The organism is Alteromonas sp. Cnat3-28 (assembly GCF_022348265.1).
Lineage (GTDB): Bacteria > Pseudomonadota > Gammaproteobacteria > Enterobacterales > Alteromonadaceae > Alteromonas > Alteromonas macleodii.
The window spans coordinates 128,565-149,362 of sequence record NZ_JAKREY010000004.1; the positions used below are offsets into that span (position 1 = coordinate 128,565).

21 protein-coding genes are annotated in these 20,798 nt (G+C 45.8%); 19 read left to right on the forward strand and 2 right to left on the reverse strand.

Annotation, left to right across the window (positions count from 1 at the left end):
• Positions 1–22: 22 nt before the first annotated feature.
• Genes fliO through flhB form a run of 5 tightly spaced genes read left to right on the forward strand, consistent with a single transcriptional unit; the run spans position 23 to position 3,424 of the window.
• Positions 23–475 carry a flagellar biosynthetic protein FliO gene (gene fliO, locus MHM87_RS05970; RefSeq protein ID WP_239218626.1) on the forward strand — a complete coding sequence of 151 codons (453 nt, stop codon included), beginning with the start codon at positions 23–25 and terminating at the stop codon, positions 473–475.
• Positions 468–1,223, forward strand: a complete 756-nt coding sequence (gene fliP / locus MHM87_RS05975; RefSeq protein ID WP_014948641.1) for a flagellar type III secretion system pore protein FliP — start codon at positions 468–470, stop codon at positions 1,221–1,223. The genes fliO and fliP overlap by 8 nt, the downstream gene beginning before the upstream one ends.
• Positions 1,224–1,231: 8 nt before the next feature.
• Entirely contained in the window at positions 1,232–1,501 is a 270-nt protein-coding gene (gene fliQ, locus MHM87_RS05980) for a flagellar biosynthesis protein FliQ (RefSeq protein WP_012517675.1), read from the forward strand.
• Between the two features lie 12 nt (positions 1,502–1,513).
• Entirely contained in the window at positions 1,514–2,293 is a 780-nt protein-coding gene (gene fliR, locus MHM87_RS05985; RefSeq protein WP_014978604.1) for a flagellar biosynthetic protein FliR, read from the forward strand.
• Between the two features lie 6 nt (positions 2,294–2,299).
• Positions 2,300–3,424 carry a flagellar biosynthesis protein FlhB gene (gene flhB / locus MHM87_RS05990; RefSeq protein WP_131137291.1) on the forward strand — a complete coding sequence of 375 codons (1,125 nt, stop codon included), beginning with the start codon at positions 2,300–2,302 and terminating at the stop codon, positions 3,422–3,424.
• 69 nt (positions 3,425–3,493) lie between these two features.
• Here flhB and MHM87_RS05995 read toward each other — a convergent pair whose 3' ends face one another.
• Positions 3,494–4,468 carry a D-Ala-D-Ala carboxypeptidase family metallohydrolase gene (locus MHM87_RS05995; RefSeq protein WP_239258066.1) on the reverse strand — a complete coding sequence of 325 codons (975 nt, stop codon included), beginning with the start codon at positions 4,466–4,468 and terminating at the stop codon, positions 3,494–3,496.
• Entirely contained in the window at positions 4,461–6,068 is a 1,608-nt protein-coding gene (locus tag MHM87_RS06000; protein ID WP_239258067.1) for a L,D-transpeptidase family protein, read from the reverse strand. The genes MHM87_RS05995 and MHM87_RS06000 overlap by 8 nt, the downstream gene beginning before the upstream one ends.
• A 242-nt stretch (positions 6,069–6,310) precedes the next feature.
• Between MHM87_RS06000 and flhA the strand changes: the two genes are divergently transcribed.
• From flhA to MHM87_RS06070, 14 genes are all read left to right on the forward strand, one after another.
• The gene (gene flhA / locus MHM87_RS06005; protein WP_239258069.1) at positions 6,311–8,410 is read left to right on the forward strand and encodes a flagellar biosynthesis protein FlhA; all 2,100 of its coding nucleotides are present in this window, start codon (positions 6,311–6,313) and stop codon (positions 8,408–8,410) included.
• A 29-nt stretch (positions 8,411–8,439) separates the two neighbouring features.
• Positions 8,440–9,849 carry a flagellar biosynthesis protein FlhF gene (gene flhF / locus MHM87_RS06010; RefSeq protein WP_239258070.1) on the forward strand — a complete coding sequence of 470 codons (1,410 nt, stop codon included), beginning with the start codon at positions 8,440–8,442 and terminating at the stop codon, positions 9,847–9,849.
• A 5-nt stretch (positions 9,850–9,854) separates the two neighbouring features.
• The gene (locus MHM87_RS06015) at positions 9,855–10,721 is read left to right on the forward strand and encodes a MinD/ParA family protein (protein WP_014948648.1); all 867 of its coding nucleotides are present in this window, start codon (positions 9,855–9,857) and stop codon (positions 10,719–10,721) included.
• A complete protein-coding gene (locus tag MHM87_RS06020) occupies positions 10,718–11,449 on the forward strand; it encodes an RNA polymerase sigma factor FliA (protein ID WP_014948649.1) in 732 nt (243 codons plus the stop codon). The genes MHM87_RS06015 and MHM87_RS06020 overlap by 4 nt, the downstream gene beginning before the upstream one ends.
• Before the next feature lie 36 nt (positions 11,450–11,485).
• A complete protein-coding gene (gene cheY / locus MHM87_RS06025; protein WP_012517682.1) occupies positions 11,486–11,869 on the forward strand; it encodes a chemotaxis response regulator CheY in 384 nt (127 codons plus the stop codon).
• A gap of 34 nt (positions 11,870–11,903) precedes the next feature.
• Entirely contained in the window at positions 11,904–12,659 is a 756-nt protein-coding gene (locus MHM87_RS06030) for a protein phosphatase CheZ (RefSeq protein ID WP_014948650.1), read from the forward strand.
• A gap of 12 nt (positions 12,660–12,671) precedes the next feature.
• Positions 12,672–14,906: a chemotaxis protein CheA gene (locus MHM87_RS06035; protein ID WP_039224875.1), complete on the forward strand. Its 2,235-nt coding sequence runs from the start codon at positions 12,672–12,674 to the stop codon at positions 14,904–14,906.
• Between the two features lie 28 nt (positions 14,907–14,934).
• Complete coding sequence (locus MHM87_RS06040; RefSeq protein WP_239258071.1) at positions 14,935–16,065, forward strand: chemotaxis response regulator protein-glutamate methylesterase; 1,131 nt, start codon at positions 14,935–14,937, stop codon at positions 16,063–16,065.
• Between the two features lie 28 nt (positions 16,066–16,093).
• A complete protein-coding gene (locus tag MHM87_RS06045) occupies positions 16,094–16,858 on the forward strand; it encodes a ParA family protein (RefSeq protein ID WP_014948652.1) in 765 nt (254 codons plus the stop codon).
• A gap of 7 nt (positions 16,859–16,865) precedes the next feature.
• Positions 16,866–17,672, forward strand: a complete 807-nt coding sequence (locus MHM87_RS06050; protein ID WP_014948653.1) for a chemotaxis protein CheW — start codon at positions 16,866–16,868, stop codon at positions 17,670–17,672.
• Positions 17,673–17,689: 17 nt separating this feature from the next.
• Positions 17,690–18,181 carry a chemotaxis protein CheW gene (locus tag MHM87_RS06055; RefSeq protein WP_014948654.1) on the forward strand — a complete coding sequence of 164 codons (492 nt, stop codon included), beginning with the start codon at positions 17,690–17,692 and terminating at the stop codon, positions 18,179–18,181.
• A 59-nt stretch (positions 18,182–18,240) separates the two neighbouring features.
• Positions 18,241–18,675 (forward strand): DUF2802 domain-containing protein, encoded by a 435-nt coding sequence (locus MHM87_RS06060; protein WP_014948655.1) that lies wholly within the window; start codon positions 18,241–18,243, stop codon positions 18,673–18,675.
• A gap of 110 nt (positions 18,676–18,785) precedes the next feature.
• Positions 18,786–19,724: a homoserine O-succinyltransferase gene (gene metA, locus MHM87_RS06065; RefSeq protein WP_039224879.1), complete on the forward strand. Its 939-nt coding sequence runs from the start codon at positions 18,786–18,788 to the stop codon at positions 19,722–19,724.
• A gap of 3 nt (positions 19,725–19,727) precedes the next feature.
• Complete coding sequence (locus MHM87_RS06070) at positions 19,728–20,795, forward strand: homocysteine S-methyltransferase family protein (protein ID WP_239258073.1); 1,068 nt, start codon at positions 19,728–19,730, stop codon at positions 20,793–20,795.
• The last annotated feature ends 3 nt before the right edge of the window (positions 20,796–20,798 follow it).

Genomic DNA, 20,798 nt, shown 5'->3' on the forward strand with positions numbered 1-20,798 from the left:
TTATAAAGTAAGGGGTTGCGCAATGCTGCCCCTTTTATTTAGCCAGATAGCCGTCGCGCAGTCGACCCAGTCAATCACAAATCCCACGTCGGTACTGTCAATTTTCCTTTCTTTACTTGTCGTTGTTGGCGTCATTTTCGCTCTCGCTTATGTGATGCGTCGATTTAATGTCACTGCGATGGGTGGAAATCAAATGAAAGTCGCGGCCAGCATGGTTGTTGGCGCAAAAGAAAAAATCATGGTGATTCAGGTAGGTGAAGAGCAGCACCTCATTGGTGTAACCAGTCACAACATCTCTCATTTAAGCAAATTAGATAAGAATCTCGATGTGCCTGTGAAAGGTGTGAACAAAACCACAGGCGAGCAACAAAATGGTGCCGATGCGTTTAAACAAAAACTTGTTGCTGCCATGGCGGGAAAGCTCAACCCGAATATAGAAAAGAATAAAACAAAGGAAGAGTCGAGAGATGCGTAAGTTTGCCTGGCTACTTTTAATACTGCCCTTATTACTTCTCGTTGAGCCCGCCTATGCTCAACAGGGAATTTCAGCCGTCACGGTGACAACCAATCAAGATGGCTCTCAAGACTACACCATGACACTTCAAGCGCTGTTTATCATGACAGCGCTAAGCCTTATTCCTGCGTTTATCATGATGATGACTTCTTTCACGCGTATTATTGTGGTGTTGTCTATTCTGCGTCAGGCGATTGGCTTACAGCAATCACCGTCAAACCAGATACTCATTGGCGTTAGTTTGTTTCTATCCATGTTTATTATGGCGCCGGTATTTGAAGAGGTGAACGAGCGAGCTTTACAGCCCTATCTTAACGAGCAGCTCACCAGTTTAGACGCTCTTGAGCAAGCCAAAGGGCCTATGCGCGCGTTTATGCTTTCTCAAACACGGGTAAAAGACTTAGAAACGTTTGTACGGATAGCTGGAGATGAAGGAAAATACGCTGACACCAATGAAGTACCGCTAACCATCCTAATTCCGGCTTTTGTAACCAGTGAACTTAAAACCGCGTTTCAAATCGGTTTTATGCTATTTATTCCCTTTCTCATCATTGACTTGGTGGTAGCGTCTATATTGATGGCTATGGGTATGATGATGCTTTCACCTATGATTGTATCCTTACCGTTTAAGCTCATGTTGTTCGTGTTGGTTGATGGATGGAACTTGATTTTCGGCACGTTGGCGACCAGCTTCGGCATGGGCGTCTAGGAGGGCTTATGTCACCAGAAGTCTTTGTAGAAATACTGCGAGAAGCCATGTTCATGGTTATTGTGTTGGTATCTGCGGTGATTGTTCCAAGCTTGATCGTAGGTCTAGTTGTTGCTGTTTTTCAGGCGGCGACAAGTATCAACGAACAGACCATGAGTTTCTTGCCCCGCTTACTTGTAACGCTTCTCGCGCTGAGTTGGGGCGGAAACTGGTTGGTGCAACAGCTTATGGACTTTACTTTCAGAATGGTTGATATGATCCCGCAGGTTGTGGGATAGAAGGCTAAAGCTGTGGAAGTCGAACTTGCGACCATCAATCAATTTCTAGCAGACATGCTGCTGCCGTTTATGCGCATTAGCGGCTTATTCGTGGCCATGATTGGCTTGAGTGCTAAATCCATTCCGCCGCAGGTAAGAGCCTTGTTGGGTATAATGCTCACGCTCATTATCATGCCGGTAGTGCCCCCGTCACCCATAGAAAATTTGGTGGATGTGGGCACATTTTTAATCGTTATTCAGCAGTTGCTAATAGGCATTGCTATTGGTTTTATATCAATGATGGTGCTCAATACCTTCGTGCTTGCAGGTCAAATTATAGCAATGCAAACCGGTTTGGGGTTTGCGTCAATCGTTGACCCGGTAAACGGTATTAACGTGCCCGCAGTCGGCCAGTTTTATCTGATACTAGCGACCTTATTGTTTTGGACCTTGGATGGGCATTTGTCCATGATCCAAATGATAGTAATGAGCTTTGAGGCGTTTCCTATAGGCGAAGCATGGTGGACCGGTGAACAGTTCCGCGATATTGCCCATTGGGCAGGCTGGATGTTTATATCGGCAGTGACCCTCTCTCTTGCGCCAATCGTCTCGCTGCTTATCGTGAACTTGGCGTTTGGCGTAATGACTAAAGCTGCACCACAGCTAAACATTTTTAGTATTGGTTTTTCCATTGCTCAGGTAATGGGATTACTGATTATTTGGATAACACTTGATAACTTTACTGCACACTTCGAAACCCAATGGTTTAGAGCCGAACAGTTTATGTGTGAACTATTGAATATTTGTTCGTAGGAAAACATGGCAGATTCAAGCGAAAAAACAGAAGACCCCACGGGGAAAAAACTCGAAGATGCCCGAAAAAAAGGGCAGCTAGCCCGTTCCCGTGAACTCTCTACGACCCTAGTACTTATCGTCAGTGCTTTTATGTTCTTGTTTGTAGGCGGGTGGATTGCTGAATCTGTTTTTAAACTTACTCAGAGAATGTTCATTCTCTCTCGTGACGAAACCTATGATATCACCCACATGTTTGGCGCATGGGGTGAAGCCTTTTCGGCAGTAGGTCCTGCCGTGCTGCTATACATGGTTGTGGCAATGATAGCGGGCATTTATGGCTCTATCGCCCTTGGCGGTTTTAACTTTACCTGGGAAGGTGCAAAACCTAAGGGTTCAAAAATGAGCCCTATTCAAGGCTTCAAGCGTATGTTCGGCATGAACGGCTTGGTTGAGTTACTCAAGTCTATAGCGAAAGTGGTGGTCATAATTGGCATGGCCATCGGAGCGTTACTATTCTTTGAAGATGAAGCGCTCCACCTTGATATGGAGCTTTATCCGGGAAACATCTTTCACGCACTCGACATGCTTAAGTGGGCGTTTCTTATTCTGGTGTGCGGCATGATCCCTATCGCGCTCATTGATGTGCCTTATCAAATGTATAAGCACAACAAAGAAATGAAGATGACCAAGCAAGAGGTTAAAGACGAACGGAAAAATGCGGAAGGCGACCCTATGGTTAAAGGCCGAATTCGCCGTCTGCAATATCAGGCTGCAACCAAGCGCATGATGCAGGAAGTGCCACAAGCAGACGTAGTGGTGACTAACCCGACCCATTTCTCGGTTGCTATCAAGTATGATGAGAAGGGAGTGAGGGCGCCGGTTGTGGTCGCTAAAGGTGCTGATGAGCTAGCGATGCACATCAGAAAAATTGCTACCGCCAACGATGTGCCGTTGATCCCTTCTCCCATGCTTGCCCGCGCCATTTTCTACTCCACTGAAGTGGACGATGAAATTCCTAACGCCTTATTTATGGCGGTAGCGCAGGTGCTCGCACATGTTTATCAGTTAAAAGCGCATAGAGCAGGTAAGGGTAAACGTCCTAAGCCACTTAAACGGGATTTGCCTATCCCACCAGAGTACCGACACTAACCCAACCGCTAAATGGGTGAAAATTGACTTTGAAGGTGGGGCATAGGTATGTGCCCCGAACCAACAATTCTACCAGCGCGCTAGGGTTCCTCTCACATCCACATGAACAAAAGGCCCGTGCGCCGCATTAGCACCGTAAATACCAAGCCCACCGACTCTTGGACCGAAAGCGCCTTGCTTAGACATGTTTGATATAAAGTTCGCAAGCCATACCGCGTCTTCGCGGTTTACCACACCGTCTTTATTGAGGTCATCCATCACCCCATCTTTCGGTGACTGATCGATATAGAAATCTGCCGCTCCTCCCCAGACATGACGACTGTACTGAACGTTGCCAATGGCTTTGTTGTAGAACGGAGTGCGATATCCACTCATTATGGTTAATCCTTCAACTGCATGCCCTTCGTCATTTAAGGTGTGCAGTATTTTTTCCAGTTTCAACAAAAGGCCTGCTCGCAAATGTACATATTTGGGAAATCCTTGTTGCTGCTTGGATAGAAATTGACCTAGGGTGAAATTGGGCGACAACCTTACGTCCGTTTGTTCTGGCGATATTTCAATAAGTCCTGATGGGGGTAAATAAATGGGATTGTTTTTTAAAGGCTTATCAGGATATTTACCAATTGTGTAGCCGTTCAACTTACCTGTTTTGTCTACCTTTTCCAAAGATGTCATCACAAAGACGTTGAGCGTCGCAGTTTCACCTGACTGCGCGTTGGTGGTTTTAAGTACATAGTGCCCTGATTTCTTAGGTGCCATTATTGGCGCTTTCCCCACAACCCCGCTAACTATTGGAAGGTTCGAACTCGTCTTTAGTGCCTCACCGTTCGCTTGGTGAAATTGAAAGTTCCCAGTATGGCTTTTGTTGTCAAACTCAACAGTGAATGTTTTATTCGGCATTACGAAAATAGAGAAAATAGGGTAGGGGACCGTACTTCCATTAATAGCAAGCTTAGAGTTGAGCATGTCATTGTCAAAGGAGAACGCATCACCGGCGCGCACTACAGTTAAAAGAGCAATCAGCACTAACAAACACTTACGCACGTTTAAACTCCTTCAATTTCTCAATAATATGGCTGTCCCGATTGTATGCATCGCGGCGAAATACAATGGTTCCTGCTTCATCTGCAAACGCTGTGAAGTACACAATAAGAACAGGTATCGGTTTCTTCAAATACAGTGTACTGGTCTCTTCACTTTGAAGTAATTGCTCAGCTTGCGGTATTGCCTCTGTCTGGCCTGAATGAGTGAGTACCCATTGAGACAGCTTCAAAGGGTTAGAGACTCTGATGCAGCCAGAGCTGAAGTTCCTTTCTAATTTCGAAAAAAGGCTGTGATCGGGCGTGTCGTGAAGATAAATGGCATGCTTATTTGGAAGCATGAATTTCACTTTACCAAGGGCATTGTGCGGCCCGGGCTTTTGTCTGAGTGTATAGTGAAACGTACCACGGCTAACATTTGTCCAATCAAATTCATCGACAGGGCTGAAGCCGCTGACACCGGCGGGCTGGGCTTCGTAACCTTGCTCGACCAATAAAGAAGGATTGGTTTTCAATTTCGCCAGCTTGTCTTTAGTGGCTATACTGAAAGGCACGGTCCAGTAGGGGTTAAACACCATATACTTCATTGATTCAGCGAAAACGGGCGTTTGCCTCACTGGTGTACCGACAATCACAGGCATTCCCAATGTTTCTTCACCTTCAGTAAATCCTCTCAACTGAAACGAAGCAATGTTAACGCGTAAATATGTTGACCAAGTTTGATGAGGGAGCCAGCGCCAACGCTCTAAGTTTGCATCAATTCTTTCTAACCAAGAAAACGTGGTAGCATTTAATGCTTCTAAAGTGGAACTTCCCACAATACCATCTGGCTCTAAGCCCGCAGACATTTGAAACTGCTTAACCGCGTCCAGTAAATCTTTATCGAATAACTCTGAATAGGTGCCTGGCCCTAAAAGACGAGACTTCAGCAACACAACTCTTTCGCTCGTTGAGTTCAGCTTAAGTGTTGGGCCAATTGGAATTTGTGTGGTAACTGTAGAAACTGCCGTGAGTAAACTACGCTTTTTTTCTAACAGTAACTGGTATTCATGGTGTGATGGCCACATGGCCCGCAATGTTGCAGAAACACCGTTAGTTAATGCGTGATTTAGCGATGCCACAGGATCCGCTTCTCTTTGCTTAAGGAACCACTGCGAATCTGCATTGGCGGGGCTAACAAGCCCATTTAATCGATGCAGAGTTTGACTGATGAAGGCATCGGTTGCTAGTACATCTAAGAGTGCCGTATTGGCGTCGCGACTTTCGAGCATTGACGCGTGGTAATACTCGGGCGAGAAGCCATGTAACTCTGAATCAGCAATTTCATGGAGGAGTTCCTGAAGACGGTTTTCAGCATCACTAGTACCAAACCATATAAGCTGATAGCCCTGTCGAGTGTAGACCTCGCTTACCAAAACTCTATTGTGCACACGAAATGGGTTACTATTTTGTGAACCGTATATCTCCACTGAATCAACTAGCAAATTCTCCACACGCTGTCGTAAGTTAGGTTGTTTAGATGCATGAGCTCCATGACTAAAAGTCAGCATGATGACAAGGCTGACCCAACAAAACGTTGCAACACGGTTTTGTAGTACTACCATGAATAATCCTTTTAAAACGAAGAGTAGGCCCTAGGAATAGTGACGTAATTATAAACTGTTCGTATGTCCCTCGGATACAAAATCTTAATCGCCCTATACAAGTCACTGTAGACAGTAATCACGCATGATTACAGCTCAGATTTGGATAACTTTTGCGTAAAACACAAAGCTGGCACGTTAGTTGAAAACTCACTAGAAGATTCACATAAAGCGTCAATTTTCTGATAGAGAGACACCAAGCCATGCAGTTATCCGGTTATCTTCAGCGATTCGATAAAAATCAGCTGCAAAATTTTACCAGTGGTTTAGGCGCACCCATCGTCCTTTTAGCAATTATGGGCATGGTTATATTGCCTATGCCGCCATTCTTACTGGACGTGCTGTTTAGCTTTAATATTGCGTTGTCGCTAGTCATTATCTTGGTGGCTGTACTTACCCAGCGTCCAGTAGATTTCGGCATTTTCCCCTTGGTGTTACTTATCGCTACCGTTTTGAGACTAGCGCTTAACGTGGCTTCTACTCGCGTTGTCTTACTTTATGGACATGAAGGCGGCGATGCAGCAGGTAAAGTTATCGAAGCCTTCGGTGAGGTCGTGATTGGTGGTAACTACGCCGTAGGTATTGTTGTTTTCGCCATTCTTCTTATTATCAACTTCAAAGTTGTAACCGCAGGCGCAGGACGTATTTCAGAAGTAAGCGCTCGCTTTACGTTAGATGCTATGCCCGGTAAGCAAATGGCCATAGATGCTGATTTAAATGCAGGGTATATAGATCAAGATCAAGCACGTAAACGCCGTGAAGAGATTACCGCTGAAGCGGATTTTTACGGGTCGATGGACGGTGCGTCAAAATTTGTAAAGGGTGATGCGGTCGCAGGCCTTTTTATCATGCTGATTAATATTGTCGGTGGTCTTTTTATTGGCATGATTCAGCACGGGCTTTCATTCGGTAACGCTATAGAAATCTACACCATATTGACCATCGGTGATGGTTTGGTGGCGCAAATTCCTTCATTGTTACTTTCGGTCGCTACAGCCATTATCGTTACTCGTGAAAACGAAACCCAGGAAATGGGCAAAGAAATCCGCGGTCAGCTTGGTAACAACCAAGCGCTTTATATTGCGGCAGGCGTGTTGTTTGTTATGGGTATCATTCCTGGGATGCCTCATATCGCATTCTTAGGGTTCTCATTCTTGATTGCCGGCTTTGCTTACTGGCAGTCGGTCCAAGAAAAGAGAAAGGCCGCAGAGCCCAAAGTGCCAGACAATGTGGTAAAAGATGAATCGGTTGCGCCTGAAGTGAAAGAGCTTGGCTGGGATGATGTTCAGCAGGTAGATACCATCGGATTGGAAGTGGGCTATCGCTTAATTCCTCTTGTCGATAAATCCCAAGGTGGCGAGTTGTTGACGCGCATTAAAGGCGTACGTAAGAAACTATCGCAAGAACTGGGTTTCCTTATTCCGCCTGTCCACATTCGCGATAACTTGGATTTAGAGCCCAACACTTACACCATCGCTATGCTAGGCGTAACGATAGGCGATTCCATCATCAGTCACGATGAAGAACTTGCTATTAATCCAGGGCAAGTGTTCGGCAAATTAGAAGGGCGTGCCACTAAAGACCCCGCGTTCGGCTTAGACGCAGTATGGATTAAGCCCAACAAACGGGAGCATGCACAAACTCTTGGGTACACAGTTGTAGACGCTGCGACCGTTGTAGCGACCCATTTAAGCCAATTACTTTCTAACAATGCATATCAATTATTAGGGCACGAGGAAGCGCAACAACTTCTTGATATGCTTGCCAAACAGCATCCGAAACTGGTTGAAGGGTTAGTACCAGACATTCTTCCGTTAAGCACCGTCGTGAAGGTACTGCAAACCTTATTGTTTGAAGGTGTGCCTATTCGCGATATGCGTACAATCGTTCAAACACTCAGTGAGTACGGCACGCGCAGCCAAGACCCCGATGTTTTAGTGTCTGCAGTGCGTATTGCCCTTAAACGTTTAATTGTCCAAGAAATTACTCAAGGTGCAAAAGAGATACCTGTCATAACCTTGGCGCCAGAGTTGGAACAGATGTTGCACCAGTCACTTCAAGCAGGTGGCGAAGATGGCGCTGGCATAGAACCAGGTCTGGCAGACAAGCTGCAAAAATCATTGCAGCAAGCCAGTCAGCAGCAAGAGTTAGAAGGAGAGCCTGCAGTACTCCTTACCTCAGGCATGCTACGACCCGTTCTGTCTCGCTTCTTAAAATATTCGGTTGTTGGGCTTCATGTTCTGTCTTACCAAGAAGTGCCTGACGACAAACAAATAAAAATAGTCAGTTCGGTCGGTCAATAATCTGACACTGGGTGATTGGAGAGGTTGCAATGAAAATTAGACGTTTCTTCGGCAAAGATATGCGTGAGGCGTTAAGCCAAGTTAAAGCTGAATTGGGCAGTGACGCTGTGATCATGTCAAATCGCAAAGTCGCTGACGGTATTGAGCTTGTCGCAGCCTACGACAAAGAACCTGAAGCGAAGCTGTTTACGCCGAAAGCGTCCCCACAAGCCGCTGCAAAAACACCTGGTCAAAAGGCAGTGCCTAGCTTGAGCGAAATCATTGGTGACGACGGTCCTGATAGCCTTAAAGCACTGCTAGAAAAGCAGCACGGTGGAAATAATGGCGTGGCGAGTCCCGCGCAACCTAACCAACCAATGACAGCGAATGCTAAGCACGCCAATGAAATTGCTTCGCACTTAGACTTCTCAGAAGCCTTTATTGACGACGTAGAAGCCCAGCAGTCTTCTCATGAACCAGTTCGTCAGAACGCTTTCCCAGAACATCAAGCGTCAAGTATGGATGATACCTCTGTGACGCAGTCAGCGGAGCTTGCGCAAATCAAGGAAGAGCTAGCGTCTCTTCGCGATGTATTGCAATATCAAGTGGCCGACTTGATGGAAGCTAAGAACAAACGTCAAAAACCTGTTCATCAATATCTAATCACCCGTTTAACCGATATGGGGTTAAGCAACGCGTTAGCGAAACAGCTTATTAGCTATACGCCGTCACATTACAACGAACGAGATGCATGGGTATATCTTCTTAACCTATTGGCTAATCGCATAAATGTGACAGGAAACGATATACTTAGCGCACAAGGTGCTGTTGCATTAGTAGGACCAACAGGTACCGGTAAAACAACTACCGTTGCGAAACTTGCTGCCCGCTATGCGCAGAAATACGGTGCAGAGTCGGTTGCGATGATTACCATCGATACGTATAGAATTGCCGCCTATGAGCAGCTAGCGACATACGGAAAGATTATTGGCTGCATGGTGAGAAAAGCGCAGACTAGTGAAGAACTTGCGGATTTATTATTCCAACTTCGTCATAAGCGACTAGTATTGATTGATACGGCTGGATTTAGTCAAAGAGACAGTCGATTAATTAAACAAATTAAGCAGTTTGATAACGGACAAATGCCAAATGTTAAAAAATATTTGGTAGCGCAAGCAAATACGCAATATCCTGCTTTGCAGAGAATCATTCAAGCGTATGATGATATTGAACTAAGTGGCTGTATTTTCACAAAGTTAGATGAGTGCTACTCTTTAGGAGAGGTGCTTAGTGCAGCGGTTGAATACCAATTACCGGTTAGTTATGTCACCGATGGTCAAAAAGTACCTGAAGACATTAAGATTGCAGAAGCGAAATCTTTGGTTTCCGCTGCTGCAAAGCTTTATAAAAAGTACGGTTTGAATCATACTAGTGGTAACAACGCAATTAAAACAGCATAAGCAGTATGATTGACGACCAAGCGAGTAGCTTAAGAAAAATGAAGCAATCACGGTTAATCAAAGTAATCGCCGTCACCGGTGGCAAAGGTGGCGTAGGTAAAACAAACATTACATTGAACACCGCTATCGCCATGGCGAAGCAAGGTAAACGTGTAATGGTTCTCGATGCGGACCTCGGTCTTGCTAACGTAGACGTTATGTTAGGTTTGCGTGTTGAGAAAAACTTATCCCACGTGCTTTCCGGCGAATGTACACTTGATGAAGTATTAGTGACCGGTCCGCACGGAATAAAGATTGCCCCTGCCACATCAGGCACGCAGTCGATGGCAGAATTGTCGCCAACGCAACACGCTGGCCTAATTCGTGCCTTTAGTGAGCTGCGCTCGCAAATTGACGTGCTAATCGTTGATACAGCGGCAGGTATTTCAGACATGGTGTTGAGCTTTTCAAAAGCCTCACAAGACATCATGGTCGTTGTGTGTGACGAGCCTACTTCATTGACAGATGCGTATGCATTGATAAAAATTCTGAATAGAGAGCACGGTGTTTTCCGCTTCAAAGTCGTGGCTAATATGGTGCGCGACGTGCGAGAAGGCCAAGAGCTATTTAGTAAATTAAGCAAAGTGACAGGGCGTTTTTTAGATGTTGCACTAGAATTAGTGGCGACAGTACCGTTTGACGAGAACATTCGTAAAGCAGTGCGTAAACAAACAGCCATTGTCGATGCTTACCCTGGTTCACCGGCAGCCGTTGCAATAACACAGTTGGCGAGCAAAGCCTTAACATGGCCTATTCCAGCGCAGCCAGGTGGCCATTTAGAGTTTTTCATTGAACAATTAGTTGCAGAAAAAGCCGTAGGAAGTCAGCGTTGAACAGCAAGGCAGCCGCTTATCAACAACAAACCGATAAAGCGCAGTTAGTCGAAAGACATGCGCCATTGGTTAAGCGTATAGCGCATCACTTGATAGCGCGATTGCCGGCTAGTGTTCTTGTAGACGATTTAATTCAATCAGGCATGATTGGATTATTAGAAGCCGCGCGAAACTTTGATGGTTCAAAAGGAGCCAGCTTTGAAACGTTTGCCGGTATACGCATTCGCGGTGCTATGCTAGATGAAATTCGCAAAGGGGATTGGACACCGCGTTCAGTTCACCGAAATGGCCGAGCGATCACTGAAGCAATTTCGCAAGTAGAAAGCGAAACAGGCCGCGATGCTAGAGATTCTGATATTGCTGATAAGCTTAATGTAAGCTTGCAGGACTATCACCAAATGCTTAATGAAGTAAATGCCGGAAAGCTGGTAGGTATTGAAGATTTAGGTGTGTCAGAAGATGTTATTTCGACAGAGCAAAATCGAGGTAGCGACGCACCACTGGAAGATTTGATGCAAGGCGCTTTCCAAAAAGCGCTTGCCCATGCAATTACGACATTACCTGAAAGAGAAGCGATTGTACTTTCGCTGTATTATGATGAAGAGCTGAACCTAAGAGAAATTGGTGAGGTTCTTGATGTAAGTGAATCGAGAGTCAGTCAAATTCACAGTCAGGCCATGTTAAAACTCAAATCACGAATGAAGTCGTGGCAAGCTGACGAAGAATAGAAATTAATAACAATTAACCCCTCACTGGAGGCTATTTTGGACAAAAGCATGAAAATTCTCGTGGTCGATGATTTTTCTACCATGAGACGTATCATCAAAAACCTACTTAAAGATTTGGGTTTTTCCAACATCCAGGAAGCGGATGACGGAAGTACTGCATTGCCTATGTTGCAGCAAGGTGATTTCGATTTCGTAGTTACCGATTGGAACATGCCTGGAATGCAGGGTATTGACTTGCTTCGCGCGATTAGAGCCGATGACAAGCTCAAGCACCTACCAGTACTTATGGTTACTGCTGAAGCGAAGAAAGAGCAAATTGTTGCCGCTGCGCAAGCAGGTGTTAATGGCTACGTTGTTAAGCCGTTCACTGCAGCAACACTTAAAGAAAAATTAGATAAAATATTCGAACGTTTAGGTTGATCCAGACGCTCACCAGAGAAATGAGGTTTACTGGATGTCAACGAATGTAAACGTTCCAATTTCGTTGGAAGAAGCAAAACAGCTTGTCACCTACCTTGAAGAGGGTGACAACGCTTCAGCCAATGCCCTATTAGAAGCGGCCTCAATGAAAGAAAACGTTGAGTTATTTGCCGAAGTAGGGAAACTGACGCGTCAGCTCCATGACGCGCTGAATAATTTCCAAATAGACGACCGCATTAAAAATCTCGCGACCGATGATATTCCCGATGCACAATCCCGCCTAACCTACGTAATTGAAGAAACTGAAAAAGCTGCTAATACTACTATGGATGCCGTTGAAGCGAGCATGCCTATAGCTGAAATGCTGTCGGCGCGCATCGAAAAGGTTATGCCTGAGTGGAAGAAGCTGATGAATCGCCAAATAGAGTTGGGTGAATTCAAGGCTTTATGCGCAGACTTAGACGAATTGTTGGAAGAAGGTTCGGCACAGTCAGCTAAACTTACACAGTTACTTACAGAAGTATTGATGGCTCAAGGTTATCAAGACTTAACTGGTCAGGTTATTCGCCGCGTTATCGACTTGGTTAAAGAAGTGGAAGACAGCTTAGTTAACATGCTTACCATGTTTGGTGAACGCGACGGTGCAGAACAAACTAAACCATCCAGCGTTAAGGCCGATAAGGTTGACGGTGTAGAGGCAGAAGGCCCTATCATTGATGCCGATAAGCGCGACGACGTCGTGTCAGGCCAAGATGATGTAGATGATCTTCTGTCTAGCTTAGGTTTTTAGGGGAGCGGGCGCATGTCGTTTGATGTTGACGAGGATATATTACAGGACTTTCTAGTTGAGGCTGGAGAGATACTTGAACAATTACAAGAACAGCTCGTTGATCTTGAGAACAATCCTGAAGATGCGGATTTGCTGAATGCAATTTTCCGTGGTTATCACACAGTTAAAGGGGGAGCAGGGTTCCTGTCTCTTACCGAGTTAGTAGAAATTTGTCACGGTGCGGAAAACGTCTTTGACGTAATGCGTAACGGGCAACGAACACTAACCCCTGAACTGATGGATATTATTCTGCAAGCCACAGATGTGGTTGTTGAAATGTTTGAACGAGTGAAAGCTCGGGATCCATTAGAGCCAGCAGACGCACACCTAGTCGACTTGTTACACAAACTAAGTCGCCCGGAATCTCCAGATGAGAATATTTTTGGTGAACAAAGCGCGCCGGCGTCAGAACCTGAGCCCGCGATTGAAGAGCCAGAATTAGTTGTTGAAGAGCCTACTGCACAGGCACCAAGCTCTGGTGATAGCGGCGGTATTGACGAAATCACTGAAGATGAGTTTGAAGCGCTGCTTGATGAGCTTCATGGCTCTGGGGCACCAGGACAGTCCTCAGCGGCTAAAAGCGAACCTGCAAAGGCTGCTGCACCTGCTGCCGCTAGTGATAACGACGATATCACCGACGAAGAATTTGAAGCGCTGCTCGATGATTTACATGGCAAAGGCAAGTTTGGTGGTGAAGAAGCTGCGCCAAAGGCAAATACACCAGCTCCAGCACCAGTTACGCCGAGTGCAGCTGGTGATGAAGAAATCACCGATGACGAATTTGAAGCACTGCTTGACCAACTGCATGGCTCAGGGCAAGGGCCTACCAAGCAGGGAGCCGTTTCAAAGGCGCCAGAGCCTCCTGTAGATAAGGCAGCAACAGAAGCGGTTCAAAAAGCGAAACAAGCAGCGCCAGCTGCGCCAAAAGCGACGCCTGCTCCTAGCGCCGCAGCGCCAGCTAAAGCAAGCGCACCTGCTGCACCAAAAGCAGCGCCTAAAAAAGATGAGAAGAAGGCGGCACCAGCTGCGCCTCCTGCTGAGACTACAGTACGTGTAGATACCAAGCGCCTTGACCAAATTATGAACATGGTGGGTGAACTCGTACTAGTGAGAAACAGGCTAATAAGCTTGGGTATCAACAGTAACGACGAAAGCATGTCCAAAGCCATTGCCAACTTAGATGTGGTAACGGGCGACTTGCAAGGTGCGGTAATGAAAACCCGCATGCAACCTATCAAGAAGGTGTTTGGTCGTTTCCCTCGCGTTGTTCGAGACCTCGCTAGAAGCTTGAAAAAAGAAATAACCCTTGAGCTTGTGGGTGAGGAAACTGATTTAGACAAAAACCTGGTTGAAGCACTGGCCGATCCACTTGTGCATTTGGTGAGAAACTCCGTCGACCATGGTATTGAAATGCCTGATGACCGTGCTGCAGCGGGTAAACCGCGCATGGGTACGGTTCAGCTATCGGCATCTCAAGAAGGCGATCATATTCTTCTAACCATCGAAGATGATGGTAAAGGAATGGATCCTGAAAAGCTTAAAGAAATTGCTATTAGTCGCGGTGTACTAGACGCAGACGCAGCTGCACGTATGTCGGATGTTGAAGCGTTTAACTTGATATTCGCGCCAGGGTTCTCAACCAAAACAGAAATTAGTGATATTTCTGGTCGCGGTGTGGGCATGGACGTGGTTAAGACCAAAATTAACCAACTTAACGGCACCGTGAACATTGATTCACAGCTAGGAAAAGGCACGCGACTGGATATCAAAGTTCCGCTAACGCTAGCCATTCTTCCGACGCTAATGATTGTTGTAGGAAAACAAACCTTTGCGTTACCATTAGGCGCGGTGAACGAAATAATAAATATGGACATCAAAAAGACCAACACGGTCGATGGCCAGCTAACAATGATAGTTCGTTCAAAAGCAATTCCGTTGTTCTTCCTTGGTGAATGGTTGATTCGAGGTCCCAAAAACATCGATAGAGAAAAGGGACACGTTGTTGTAGTGCAAATTGGTACACAACAAGTAGGATTCGTAGTAGACGCGCTAATAGGCCAAGAAGAAGTGGTTATTAAACCTCTTGATGCATTATTGCAAGGCACGCCTGGTATGGCGGGAGCCACGATTACATCAGACGGTGGAATTGCACTAATTTTAGATATTCCGAGCCTGCTTAAACGGTATGCGCGTAAACCCATCAAGTAAGGCGATGAATTAACAGGAATAATAATCCATGGTCTTTAAAGTCCTTGTCGTGGACGACTCGACTTTTTATCGTCGTCGAGTAAAAGAAATACTCGATGGCGATAGGGAACTTGAAGTTGTTGGGGAAGCGAGAAATGGGCGCGATGCACTCGAAAAAGCAGAAGCGCTTAAGCCGGATGTGATAACGATGGATGTTGAAATGCCTGTCATGGACGGCATTTCAGCTGTAAAGGCCATAATGGACAAGCGGCCTACACCTATTCTTATGTTTTCTTCGCTTACGCATCATGGTGCGCAAGCGACATTAGATGCGTTAGAAGCGGGCGCGCTCGATTTCTTACCGAAGAAATTTGAAGATATCGCGCAGGACAGAAAAGACGCATCGCGCTTGTTGTGTACAAAAGTACGCTTAATAGCGCGTCGTGGTATTGGTCTTAAGCGTCCGTCGTTTCGCTCTACAGAGGCAAGAAAGCTTCCTGATAATGCGCCAAAGCAGGCGTTCTTTAAAACATCAGGGTTGCTATCAGGGCATAAAGACGCAGCCAAACAACCAACCGTTTCGTCTGTAAGAGCGACGGGAAAGCACTACAAGTGTTTGGCAATTGGGGCTTCTACAGGCGGGCCTGTGGCGCTTCAAAAAGTGCTGTCTCCTTTACCTGCAGAGTTTCCATACCCCATTTTGCTTGTACAACACATGCCAGGAACATTTACTACGGCATTTGCACAGCGTTTAGACACAAACTGTAAGATTAGAGTAAAAGAAGCCGAGCACGGCGACATTCTAAAACCAGGTCATGCGTATCTTGCTCCCGGTGGGAAGCAAATGTTGCTAGAAACCATAGGTGCGAATAAACGCATTGCCATTGTTGATGCAAGTGCGAGTGGCAAGGTGAATTATAAGCCCAGTGTTGATCTCACTTTCAGTTCTCTGGCTAAAGCTTATGGTGGGGATGTATTAGGAATTATATTAACGGGTATGGGAGCTGACGGCAGAGAAGGATGCCGAATGCTCAAGGAAAAAGGCGCAACGATTTGGGCTCAAGACCAAGATTCCTGCGTTGTGTACGGTATGCCTCAAGCTGTAGCCGTTGCCAATATATCCAGTAAAAATATAAACATTGATGATATGAGCAGTTGCGTTCAAACCGAAATGCGATAGCAGTTTGAACAGTAATGGAACAGCAAATATGAAAGTGTGGACAGTAGCGAATCAGAAAGGTGGTGTAGGAAAGACTACCACTACGGTGAGCCTTGGCGGCTTGCTTGCACAGCAAGGCAAGCGAGTGCTCATGATTGATACTGATCCACATGCATCGCTGAGTTATTACTTCGGTATCGATGCAGAAGCGTCAAGTCATTCAGTTTACGATATTTTTATTAAGTCTAATGACATTACGGCCGATAATGTTATGGATTGTCTGTGCCCGACAAAGTTAGACAACTTATATGTGCTTCCTGCAACAATGGCGCTCGCGACCTTAGATAGAACGATGGGTAGCGAACAAGGTATGGGCTTAGTCCTAAAAAAAGCGTTGGCAAAAATCGCAGGGGAATTTGATGTTGCTATCATCGATTGCCCTCCAGTGCTAGGGGTGCTGATGGTTAACGCTCTTGCAGCGTGTGACAAGGTTATCGTGCCTACCCAAACAGAATATCTGGCGCTTAAAGGGCTAGACAGAATGATTCGTACCATGGAAATTATGGGACGTTCGTTGGACAAATCCTTTGATACTGTGATTATTCCAACTATGTTTGATAAGCGCACTAACGCGGCGCTTGCATCGCGAAAGCGCTTAATGAATGACTATGGTGAGCGCGTGTGGGAAGGGGTTATTCCCGTCGACACGCACTTCAGGGATGCAAGTTTAGTACAGCTTCCCATTTCCGCAGCGTACCCCAAAACACGAGGTGTGTCTGCGTACGAGAAACTATTAGCGGTATTGGAGAAATAACGAGAACATGAGCAAGCAATCGCCTTTTGCCCGTGAAGAAGTGATGGAGGCATACCTTGATAGCCTCCTCAAAGAGCCAGAAGCACCGGAAGATGTGACTGCGCGCACGGCAAAATTGCTCGAGCAGGCTTCTCAGCAGATGGCTGAAACGGCACTTGCTTCTACCGCCAATGAAAGTGAGCCGCAATCGAATGAACAAGAAGCGATAGCGGAAAAGGTTACATCGTTAATTGAAACGCAAAAAGCAGAGACAATTGAAGATGAACAGCAACAGTCTCACGCAGAAACTTTAGTAGAAAATGAACAAGAAGCTGCGTTAAACCGCGCTGAAAAAACAAAAGTTCCACTAAAGGATACTCTCGGTTTTCGCTTTCAGGCGCTATTCTTTGAGGTTGCAGGGTTAACACTTGCGGTGCCTTTGACGTCGCTAGGTGGGATCCACCAAATTGAGAAGATTGGCCCTTTATTTGGAAAACCTGATTGGTTTATGGGTGTAATGTTGCACAGAGAGTCTAAACTAAGTGTTGTTGACTCTGCAAAATGGGTAATGCCAGAAAAATATGACGAAAACCTCGCACAATCGCTTAACTACCGATATCTTATAATGTTAGGGGAAAGTGCGTGGGGTCTGGCTAGTGAAAAGCTAGTCAATACGGTCAATTTGACTACCGATGATGTTAAATGGCGCGAGTCCACAGGTAAGCGTCCCTGGTTAGCAGGGATGGTTAAAGAAAAAATGTGCGCGTTAATTGACGTTGAAGAATTAATATCTATGCTTAACAAAGGCTTAGGCAGTAACGACCAGACGCCATAGTATTGGGAGCCAGGTTCATGAGCGACGAAAGAATAAATAATAACGCCACCGACAGCAACGACGAAGTCCTTCAATGGGTAACGTATCGCTTAGGTGAAGAAACTTACGGTATCAACGTGATGCAAGTTCAAGAGGTCTTGCGTTATACCGAAATAGCCCCTGTACCCGGTGCACCTGACTATGTACTTGGTATTATCAATCTGCGTGGTAACGTAGTAACGGTTATTGATACACGTGCTCGTTTCGGATTACCGCCAACAGAAATTACTGACAATACCCGTATCGTTATTATTGAGTCTGACGAGCAGGTGGTTGGTATTCTGGTGGATAGTGTCGCTGAGGTGGTTTACTTGAAATCTTCAGAGATTGACAGTGCCCCTAACGTAGGTACTGAAGAGAGTGCTAAGTTTATCCAAGGTGTAAGTAACCGCGACGGCGAACTGCTTATTCTTGTAGATCTTAATAAATTGTTAAGCGACGAAGAGTGGGATGAGCTTAGCAACATCTAAATAAATGAATAGGCGGTATTGATTATAATACTGCCTACATTTCCCCAAGGGTTATGTCCATGGATTGGCAGCTTGCTGCACCTACCTTATTAGAGCTCATACTGTGTATTCTTGTAGTTATACTCATTGCCGCGATGGGTGTGCTGTATTCACACATTAAGCAGTTGCGTTCTGCATTAAGCGAAAGCGAACATGCTAACGCAGAGGCTATTGCCCGCACTGAAGCCCTTGCTAAAAATGCAAATAATCAACAAACTGAGGCGCAAGCACGCACCTTGGTGATCACTCGACACCTTCAAGAGTTAGACGAAAAGCAAACTGATATTGAAAACCAGCTTCGAGAACTCAAGCTTCAAGATCCTTCCCTACGCCTATATCAGCGTGCGGCGGACTTAGTCAAGCAAGGCGCTAGCATTGATGAAATTATTGAAGCCTGCGACATTCCTCGTGCCGAAGCTGAGATGTTGGTAATGGTGCATAAACAAAATAATTAGTATTTTTGAGCATCAGAGAAAAAACGTTTAGACGTCTAGACGTAAAGATGTTGACATATCGCCAGTTATAGACACAATACAGATATTGTAATTTATCACTGGAGCCCTCTATGCCAATTCGTATTCCTGAGCAGTTACCCGCGCAGAATGTACTACTAGGTGAAAACATTTTTACCATGGACATGGACAGGGCTGCCAATCAGGATATTCGTCCTCTTGAAGTCGGTATTCTTAATTTAATGCCGAACAAGATAGAAACAGAGGTACAGTTACTTCGCCTGTTATCGAACACGCCACTGCAAATAAACGTGGATTTAATTCGAATTGATAATCAAGCGCCGAAGAATACCCCGCAATCGCACATGGATGCTTTCTATCACGACTTTTCAGCGGTAGCGAATAAGAAATACGATGGCCTCATTGTCACCGGTGCGCCTCTCGCGCTTATCGATTACGAGGAAGTAAAGTACTGGGAAACCATGACCACCATATTGGAGTGGGCGCAGCGTCACGTGAACTCAACCCTTTACTTATGTTGGGCTGCTCACGCCGCCATGTATCACTTTTACGGCATTACACGAGAGCTTAGAGACGAAAAGTTTTCAGGTGTCTTTAAACATAAAGTGAATGACCCGAACAATGAGCTATTAAGAGGCTTTGATCCTTCTTTTTACGCACCACATTCCCGTTATGGGCATATTAACACCTCGTTGTATAACAGCGTCGATGGACTTAGTGTTGTTGCAGAGTCTGACGATGTAGGCGCTTATATTGTGGCGTCAGAAGATAAGCGCATGGTATTTGTAACGGGTCACCCGGAATACGATCCAGATACACTTAAAGACGAGTATTTTCGAGATATTGCCGCGGGACAAACGCCAGTAATTCCAAAAAACTATTTTGAAGGGGATGATCCAGCCAAGTCTCCTATTGTACAGTGGCGCTCACACGGCAGCCTATTGTTTACAAACTGGCTGAATTATTATGTCTATCAGACCACGCCTTACGATTTAAGTCAGCTTGCTGAAAAGTCACAGCCAAAGAGGTAGCACGTGAGCCAAAGACCAAATTCTAGCGCGCAAGCAACGCTTACAGAAGCCGCTAAAAAGCGCATCCTTATATTAGATGGCGCCATGGGCACCATGATCCAGCGCCATAAGTTAGAAGAAGAAGATTATCGCGGAACACAGTTTGCCAACTGGCACTGTGATGTAAAGGGTAATAACGATTTGTTGGTTCTTACCCAGCCCGATATCATCTATCAAATTCACTGTGATTACTTTGAAGCTGGCGCGGACATTATTGAAACGAATACGTTTAATGCTACGACTATCGCTATGGCCGATTACGATATGCAGGCTCAATCCCGTGATATTAATTTAGCTGCAGCTAAATTGGCGCGTAAAGCTGCCGATGAGTTCACAGCAAAGACACCCGACAAACCCCGTTTCGTGGCAGGTGTACTTGGCCCAACAAATCGCACTGCTTCAATTTCGCCTGACGTTAACGACCCAGGCAAACGCAATGTTACTTTTGACGAACTCGTGGAAGCGTATAGCGAGTCTACCGAAGCGCTCATTGAAGGCGGTGCAGATTTAATCATGCTGGAAACCATCTTCGATACACTTAATGCGAAAGCGGCAGCCTATGCGGTAGAGTCGGTTTTTGAAAAGCTAGGTATATCGCTGCCCGTTATGGTGTCTGGCACGATTACCGATGCCTCAGGGCGCACGCTGTCTGGTCAAACCGCGGAAGCGTTTTATTATTCCATGCGACACATCAGTCCATTCTCATTCGGCTTAAACTGTGCTCTTGGGCCAGACTTACTGCGCCAATACGTGGATGAAGTGGCTACTGTTAGTGAGTGCTTAATTTCAGCGCACCCTAACGCTGGTTTACCCAACGAGTTTGGTGAATACGACATGGAAGGCCCTGAAATGGCCGAGCACATCAAAGAATGGGCGCAGTCAGGGCTAGTGAATGTCGTAGGTGGCTGCTGCGGCAGTACGCCAGAACACATTCGCGATATTGCTAACGCGGTCAATGGAATTGCGCCAAGAAAAGTGCCACAGTTCGAACCCAAAATGCGTTTGTCAGGCCTAGAGCCGTTTGTACACTAGGAG